Raw genomic sequence first — 8,795 nt, 5'->3', positions numbered from 1 at the left:
TTAAAAAAAACTTAAAGACTATCAAAAAAAGCAAAGAACCCACCTAATTCTTTGCTTTTTTTTATTGTTATTAATCCATTAAGCCTTACTTCTGAAAGTGCCTAAATCGATTTTCAAAATATTTAAGTCTAAACACATTATGGATGCCAATTCCTAATTGTTCCCCATGCTTTTAATTATGAGACTCCCGCAGAACTCCCTAATCAACGCAGATTTATTAATATACGCTCTGTGAGAATCCCTGATTTTTAAAGGATCATTTTTTTCTTTTAACTGATACATTTACCTCTTAAAGTTTATACAAATTGAATAGTCCAATCTTTTTTCTGCGCCAATATGCGCTATCAGCGGGACATATTTACAAACCATTAATTATATGTTCTAAAAACATTATGAATGCCGTTTATCGATTGTTCCCCATGCTTTCAATTATGAGATTCCCGCAGAACTCCCTGATCAACGCAGATTTATTAATATGTTCTATACAATAATTTGTAGTGCCTAAAGGGCATCTTTTACAAATTATTTACTTTTCTGAAAATTGCTTTAGAAATATCTTCTACATTGAAATTTACTAAAATCCCCAACTTCAACTCGGATATTTTTAAATAGGTTAATAATTGTTTATGATGCACCTTTGTTAAATTTTCAACCGATTTTATTTCAATTATCACTTTATTATTTATTAACAAATCTAACCTGAACCCAATTTCTAATATGTTATTTTCATAATACACAGGCAATGGCACTTGCTTTTTCACATCTAAACCTTGCTTTTTTAGCTCAAACTCCAATAGAACTTCATATACAGACTCCAATAGTCCCGGTCCTAATTCATTATATATTTTAAAAATCGCACCTCTAATGAGGTATGAAATCTCATTCTCTGTTAGCACATTCATAATTTTGGTTTTAGATTCCAGCAGATTTTTTTATTCTATTTTTTGGTAACCTGTTAATCATTTAGAATAATTTCACCACCTCTAATGTGACTTATTTCTTTCAAAATATAAAGATATAAATATTTTTTAAAAATCTGCGTCAATCTGCACTATCAGCGGACATATTTAGAAGTCTAAACATATTATGGACGCCAATTCCTAATTGTTCCCCATGCTTTTGATTATGAGATTCCCGCAGAACTCCCTGATCAACGCAGATTTATTAATGTACTCTCTGTGAGAATCCCTGACTTTTAAAGAATCATTTTTTTACTGATATCTTTACCTCTTAAAGTTTATACAAATTGAATAGTCTAATCTTTTTTCTGCGCCAATATGCGCTATCAGCGGGACATATTTACAAGTCTAAACATATTATGGATGCTATTTCCTAATTGTCCCTCATGCTTTTAATTATGAGACTCCCGCAGAACTCCCTAATCAACGCAGATTTACTAATATACGCTCTGTGAGAATCCCTGATTTTTAAAGGATCATTTTTTTCTTTTAACTGATACATTTACCTCTTAAAGTTTATAGAAATTGAATAGTCTAATCTTTTTTCTGCGCCAATCTGCGCTATCAGCGGGACATATTTACAAGTCATTAATTCTATCTTTTTTTAAAATATAACAGTCCATTTAAAACATCTTTTTAAGCGGAAGCGCTATTAAAAATAAAACAGCTAAAAACAATAAGAATACTACAAGCACTTGTTTAAATCACCACTAAAACACCCTGTGGGATGTTATACAAAAACCTGATTGGCATGAATAGCTTTCTCAAGTGCCGTTTGCGATTTTATTTTTATTTTTCTATAAAAAGCATCCACGTGGCGCTTGTGGTGAATATCAGAACCTACAAAATCAATCATATTATGGGCTAGCAATTTATCAGCAATTTTTGTCACCGAAGTACCATAATAACCTACTACCGATAATAAATTAAGCTGAAAATAGCATCCCGCTTCTTTAAGTTTTTCATAAACACGCCAAGTATCATGATAAAAGAAATATCGTTCTGGATGCGCTAATATAGGAAAATACCCTAGGGCTTTGAGTTGAAAAAGGATATCAAAAAGGCCTAATGGCGGATTTAAATATGACATTTCCACTAAAACAAACCGATCCTTTATACAAAGTAAAGTGTTCTCTTCGGCTGATTTAATAAGAGGCTTTGAAATCAAATATTCTGAAGCAAAGCCTAATTCTACCAGATTACAAAGCTCTGGTTCTTGACCATACAATGCTGTATAGGCACCCGTTATAGTTGCAGGTGTGTTATCCCACAAGCCGGGAAACGTGTGGGGTGTTGTAATAATTTTTGAAAAACCTAACTTTTGCATCCCTAACAATAAGGTTTTGCTCTCGTTAATATCTTGCGCACCATCGTCTATTTGAGGTAAGCAATGTGAGTGAATATCACAGAAGGTATTGGGGATTAGGCTCGCTAATAAAGGTTTCTTTTTAAATATAGATAACATAAGTAAATGGATATTAAAACAAAGATACTTTAAAGCAAACCAATAAGACATTATATTCTAGCTTGCTTTTTATTGAAACTTTTGTGATTTTAACAATCTTTCAATATATCATAGCATATATCGATATTAATATAAACTTTAACCTTGATTTATTGTTTTTTTAACTTATTATTAGGATTTTTGCATCGACTAATTCAAATATTTTATAAAAATGAAGACAAAGTTTAGTGGAATACTAACGCTTTTATTAGCGCTTGTTATGCAAACAACTTTTGCACAAGAAAAAATAATATCAGGAACCGTATCAGATGATTTGGGTCTGCCGCTTCCTGGAGCCACGGTCTTGATAAAAGGTAGTAAATCTGGAACATCAACAGATTTTGATGGAAAATACACTATTTCTGCTAAGCAAGGGGCAACGCTTGTTTTTAGTTTCGTTGGCTATACAGCTAAAGAAGTTAAAGTAGGCACCTCAAACACCGTTAACGTTCAAATGGCCGAAGACGCACAAGCTTTGGATGAGGTTGTGATTACCGGTGTTGCAGGGGCAATATCAAGAAATAAACTATCTGTAACTGTAAATAAAGTTAGTGAGAAAGACCTTCTCGACATACCAACAACCTCTGCAGAAAGTGTTTTACAAGGAAAAGTAGCTGGTGTATCGGTAACCAACTTTGGACAACCAGGTCAAGGTGCAAATATTCAGTTAAGAGGCGCTAACAATTTTTTTGGTTCTCAAACTCCTTTAATTATAGTGGACGGTGTTTTTGTAGAAGGCGGTCTTCAAGATGTAAGCTCTGATGATATTGCATCTATCGAGGTTGTTAAAGGCGCATCTGCATCTGCACTCTATGGGTCTCGTGCAGGTAATGGAGTTATAGTCATTTCTACAAAAAAAGGAAAAACAGGTATTGTAAGTATTTCTTTAAAATCAGAAATTGGATTTTCCACTTTAAACAATTTTGTTGATACAAATAATTCTCATCATTATAAATTAGCTTCAGATTGGGAAGGGGCAAAAGGACGTTTTACTAAATATGAAGGCTTAACATACCCTGCAAATTATAACAATATAGATTATAGTCATATCCAAGGTACTAGAATAGAAAGCGACGATCACTACGCAGATAATCCTTACGGAATTCTATACAACCCGCAAAAACAATTCTTTAAAACGGGAACAACTTCAAACTTATATGTTTCTGCTGCTGCAGGTAGCGAAAAATCAAATGTATTTTTTTCCGCAGAGAAAAGTGAAGCTGAAGGTGTACTAAAGGAAACGAATGGATATGAAAGAGTTGCTACAAGATTAAACGCAACTTATAAAATTACAGATTGGTTAACCTTTGATGCTTATAACAATTTTGTAAGAACTAACGACCAAGCACCTGGAGGAACTGGAGATATATTTTTCGACCTACTTGTTTCTCAACCAGATACAGATTTAAGAGCAAACAACTTAAACGGCCAACCATATCTGCTTGTGCCTTCTAGGTTTTTCCCAACATCAACAAATCCGATGTACCCATTATGGTCTAACTCACAAAAAGAAACTATTAATAAATTTTTAGGGTCTTATAAATTAAATCTTGAATTTACAGATTACTTAAATTTTGATGCGGAATACGCTATAGAAACTTATGATTCTAAATATTCAGACTTTAGTTCTAATAAAAATCTAACGACTGGTGGTTCTCTTGCAACCCTATTTTCTCAAAACCAGGTGGGATACTATTCTTTAACTCATGAAAAAAACACCTCACAAAAAGCACAATTTACTTTAAATTACCAAAAACGATTTGGCGACTTAAATATTAGTTCAAAATTAAGCTACTTAATGGAGGATAGTGATTTTGAGGAATTCTACGGGTCTGGTTCTAAGCAAATTTATAGTGGCGAATCCGTCTCTTTAGATAACTACGAAAATACTTTTATAGGCTCGGATGAATCATCGGTAAATGCTAGAAATGCTTTTGGTATTGTTGGTCTAGACTATAAAGACCGGTATATCGTAGACGCTATGTATCGTGTCGATGGCTCGTCTACTTTTGGTGAAAACGAAAAATGGAACGATTACTTTCGTGTTTCTGGAGCTTATAGAATCTCTAAAGATTTAAATATTGACAATATCAACGAGATGAAATTCCATGTTGCATACGGAACAGCTGGACAAAGACCTGGGTACGATTGGCAATACAGAAAAAAAATAATTAAAGAAGGAGTTCTTGGAAGAAGTATTGCTGCAAATCCAGATTTAAAACCATCAGAGACTTCTGAATTAGAATTTGGTTTTTCAACAAAACTATTTAATCGAATTAACTTTGAAGCCGTATACTCTAAATCAAAAACAGACGACCAATTTATGCTTGTCGATTTATTTCCCCCACTTTCAGGCGGATATGATAAACAATGGGTAAATGCAGGAACTTTAGAATTTAAAACTTTTGAAATGAGTTTGGGTGCCGAGATATTTAAAGATGGTGATTTCAAATGGAACACAAACTTAGTTTTCGACACTTCCTCCAATGAAGTGACCAAACTAAATGTAGCACCTCAAACCGTAGGTCCAAATTCTGACGATGGCACTGCCACTACCGTTAATTATGCGGGACAAGTTTTTAGAATTGAGGAAGGTATTGAGCATGGTACCATGTGGGGATACCAATTTGTAACAAACCTTTCACAAATGGCAGAACAACTACCTACAGGCGCTTCTATAAATGATTATGTAATCAACAGAGATGGAATAGTTGTTGAAGCTAATACTATTGGCACATCTTTAGAAAAACCTATTGATTTAATTGATGAAGATGGTCAAAAAGTATTAGGAGATATTGGAAATGCTAATGCTGATTTTAAAATCGGCTTTAGAAATGATTTCAGTTATAAGAATTTCGGATTATACATGCTAGTAGATTGGAAACAAGGTGGAGACATCTATAATCGTAACGCACAATGGTTAACGCGTGATTACAGACATGAAATGATTGACCAGTCGGGTTACAGCCCTTCTGAAAAGAAAACAGTAGACTACTACCAAGGTTTATATGCTGTAAATCAAGATTATAAATTCTGGGTAGAAGATGGTACTTATGTAAAACTTAGAGAAGTTTCTTTATTTTACACCTTACAAAAGGACCAACTATCTCAAGTTGCAAAAGGATTCTTTGACTCTATAAGAATTGGGTTAACGGGAACTAATTTACTAACGTTTTCTGATTATTCTGGTTGGGATCCAGAAGTTCAGTTATATGATTCGAATACGAAACAATATTTTTCTGTAGATCAAAACTCATATCCTGTAACTTCTAGTTACAAACTATCAATCCTATTTAAATTTTAATCCTATGAAAAACTTCAAATTATATACCTTATTTATTATCGTCATAACAACTTTTGGTTCTTGTGATGATTTTGATGCTAGTTTAGATCCAGAATACACAGCAAATCCTACACCAGAAGAGGTAGCGAGCGAAGCTACCGCACTAAGTGCTTTTCAATCTTGGTACTCTGCTATCAATTCGTATGATGGTCCAGCTTTAATGCTTACAACTATGGCAGATATGCGAACCTGTTCTCATGGCAATCAAGGCATGCGCGACATGTCCAGTGAGCCCAGAGCAGCATGGGACAATAATCCTGGCTATTCAAATGCCGCAGCTTCTGAAGATTATTACACAGCAATGTATGCCTTATTAGCAAACCAATCTACACTTATTACAGCCATGAATAACGGCACTACTGTTAGTGATCCCGCTAAAATTGAATCTCTTGCTAGATTTGGTCAAGCAGTAGCTATAGGCTATATCGCATTAGTTTACGACCGTGTTTGGATTGTTGACGAAACAGGCCCTTTATTTGACGGAGAAGCTACTACGCCTGAATTGGCTATGGAAAATGCTTTAGAAAAACTAGATATTGCGATTGATTTAGCAGATAATAATAGTTTTACTGTGGATGGAGTAAATGGAAGATCCCTTTCTAGTACAGAATGGTCGGAGTTTTTAAATACTGTAGGAGCTAGATTACTGGCTAACCTTCCTAGAAATGCAGCACAACGAGATGCTTTAGATTGGAACAGAGTTTTAAATTATGCTAATAACGGACTAAACTTTGATCTTGAAGTCTTATGGGATGGTGCTGTTAATTGGTGGAGCGAATGGCTTTACTATGGTAATGTATCAGGTTGGGCAAGAGTTGATATGAGAGTTATTAACCTTATGGATTCTTCAACACCTAGCAGATGGCCAGGACAAAATGGCCTGTTACCACCAGCCACCAGTTCAGATAATAGATTAACCACTGATTTTGAGTATTTAGATAGTCAAGATTTCACCGCTTCAAGAGGAATATATCATTATTCAAATTATAGACATTCTCGTTATGATGAAGAAATTTTTGTATCAGAACAAACAGGCTCGGTTCCAGAAATATTGAAAGCAGAGAACGACTTATACAAAGCGGAAGCTATATTAAGGTCTGGTGGAGCTCCTTCAGATGCTGTAACAGTAATAAATAATTCTTCTCGTGTACTTCGAGGTGGTCTAGCACCATTGAGTAGCTCAGCATCCTTTGTTGATGTAGAAAAAGCGATTCATTATGAAAGATCAATTGAATTACTATCATCCGGTATGGGGTTAGGATTCTTTGAAATGAGAAAAAATGATTTATTACAAAAAGGAACCCCGCTACATTTTCCAGTTCCTGGCTCCTATCTTTTAGCTGGCGAATATGAAAATTACACCTTTGGTGGTGTTAGTAATGCCGATGGAATTAATGTATCCAATGGAGGTTGGTAATTTTATATAACGTCTTAAAAAATAAAAAATGAAAAAAATAAATAAATTTTTCACATATAGTTTAGTATTCATCGCCTCTTCTCTATTCGTTTTATCTTGTGAAGATGACGACATTGAGAGCGATTCGGGCAAAGTAATTCCTAAAATATTTAATCTACAAGGTTCTACTTTAACGTTTGAAAACTCTACATCAACTTATGCAGTAACTCCTCCAAGAGGTGGCTCTGAATATATTTGGACAGTTACAGGTGCTGAAGTAAAACCTATTTCAGGAAGAACAGATAAGATTAATTTGTATTTTAATCAAACAGAAAATCCTGTATCAGTTTCTGTAGTAGAAAAAGCATTCAATGGATTAGTATCTGAAGCAAGCCAAATAGATGTTACAGTTGTTTGTAATCCAAAACCAGGTGTTTATCGTATTGAAATGCACGATTCTGCTGATGACGGTTGGCAAACCGATGGTGCTAACGGAGGTGCAGGTATAACGGTTAATGTAGACGGTAATATTGTTGAATTTGGAATGTGCAACCCTTATGAAGATAGTGAATTCGATTGTCCTACAGGAGACTTTTCTAATGCTGAGGCAACAGTAACAATCCCAGAAGGTACGATAAGTGCAACTTGGAGTTTTCCTGGTGATGAATATGGAGAAATATCTTTTGAAATTTATGGTCCAGACAATACTTTAGCTTTTGCTTCTGGTGGACCTGGAGAAACTGAAGCAGGACAGCTACCAGTAGTGGTTTGTGCTAATTAAATAATTAAACTTAGTTAATAAAAAGACCTTGCAGAAATATGCAAGGTTTTTTTATACCTTTACCCCATGCAAGAACAAACACAAATTTTCGGTATAAGAGCCATTATGGAAGCTATTAACGCTGGCGAAACCATAGACAAGGTATTTCTTCAAAAAGGTTTAAAGGGTGAGCTTTTTGGCGAACTCGAAACCTTACTGAACAAAAATGCTGTTAATAAGTCGTATGTACCTATTGAAAAACTGAATAGACTTACTAAAAGCAACCACCAAGGTGCGGTAGCGCAAATCTCCCCTATCGCCTTTCATGATTTAGAAAACCTAGTGGTATCTGTTATGGAGTCTGGAAAAACACCTTTATTTTTGTTACTAGATCAATTGAGTGATGTTAGAAACTTCGGTGCCATTATACGCACTGCAGAGTGTACTGGTGTTAACGGTATTGTGATTCAGAAAAAAGGAGGCGCTCCTGTTAATGGCGATACCATAAAAACCAGTGCGGGCGCTGTATTTAAGATTCCGATTTGTAAAGTAGACCATATTAAGGATGCCGTGTTCCATATGCAGGCCTCAGGTATTAAAGTGATTGCTGCTACCGAAAAAACAGACAACTTGCTGTATGACGTTTCTTTTAAAGAGCCTTGTGCCATTATTTTAGGCTCTGAAGATCGCGGTATAAATCCCTCCATTTTAAAAGTAGTAGACGATAAAGCGAAACTTCCCATACTTGGCGATATAGAATCCTTAAACGTTTCTGTGGCTTGTGGTGCCTTTTTATATGAAGCCGTAAGACAAAGGCGGCCTTAAAGTGTTGT

General features: G+C 34.9%; 6 protein-coding genes. 4 read left to right on the top strand and 2 right to left on the bottom strand.

Annotated elements, in window-relative coordinates; genetic code table 11:
* Window positions 1–515: 515 nt before the first annotated feature.
* Together ACFFU9_RS06680 and ACFFU9_RS06675 are read right to left on the bottom strand one after the other, a co-directional pair.
* Window positions 516–902 carry a GxxExxY protein gene (locus ACFFU9_RS06680; RefSeq protein WP_379860624.1) on the bottom strand — a complete coding sequence of 129 codons (387 nt, stop codon included), beginning with the start codon at window positions 900–902 and terminating at the stop codon, window positions 516–518.
* A 787-nt stretch (window positions 903–1,689) separates the two neighbouring features.
* Window positions 1,690–2,424 carry a tyrosine-protein phosphatase gene (locus ACFFU9_RS06675; protein WP_379860623.1) on the bottom strand — a complete coding sequence of 245 codons (735 nt, stop codon included), beginning with the start codon at window positions 2,422–2,424 and terminating at the stop codon, window positions 1,690–1,692.
* Between the two features lie 211 nt (window positions 2,425–2,635).
* Between ACFFU9_RS06675 and ACFFU9_RS06670 the strand changes: the two genes are divergently transcribed.
* The 4 genes from ACFFU9_RS06670 to rlmB all read left to right on the top strand — a co-directional run bounded on the left by ACFFU9_RS06670 (window position 2,636) and on the right by rlmB (window position 8,787).
* Window positions 2,636–5,767 (top strand): SusC/RagA family TonB-linked outer membrane protein, encoded by a 3,132-nt coding sequence (locus ACFFU9_RS06670; RefSeq protein ID WP_379860622.1) that lies wholly within the window; start codon window positions 2,636–2,638, stop codon window positions 5,765–5,767.
* A 4-nt stretch (window positions 5,768–5,771) separates the two neighbouring features.
* Window positions 5,772–7,223, top strand: a complete 1,452-nt coding sequence (locus tag ACFFU9_RS06665; RefSeq protein WP_379860621.1) for a hypothetical protein — start codon at window positions 5,772–5,774, stop codon at window positions 7,221–7,223.
* Window positions 7,224–7,251: 28 nt separating this feature from the next.
* Entirely contained in the window at window positions 7,252–7,983 is a 732-nt protein-coding gene (locus ACFFU9_RS06660; RefSeq protein ID WP_379860620.1) for a hypothetical protein, read from the top strand.
* 66 nt (window positions 7,984–8,049) lie between these two features.
* A complete protein-coding gene (rlmB, locus tag ACFFU9_RS06655; protein WP_379860619.1) occupies window positions 8,050–8,787 on the top strand; it encodes a 23S rRNA (guanosine(2251)-2'-O)-methyltransferase RlmB in 738 nt (245 codons plus the stop codon).
* The last annotated feature ends 8 nt before the right edge of the window (window positions 8,788–8,795 follow it).

The sequence above is a fragment of the Mariniflexile ostreae genome, assembly GCF_042427585.1.
GTDB lineage: Bacteria > Bacteroidota > Bacteroidia > Flavobacteriales > Flavobacteriaceae > Pseudalgibacter > Pseudalgibacter ostreae.
The sequence above is the reverse complement of the archived record's forward strand: the minus strand, read 5'-3'. Positions and strand labels throughout refer to the sequence as shown.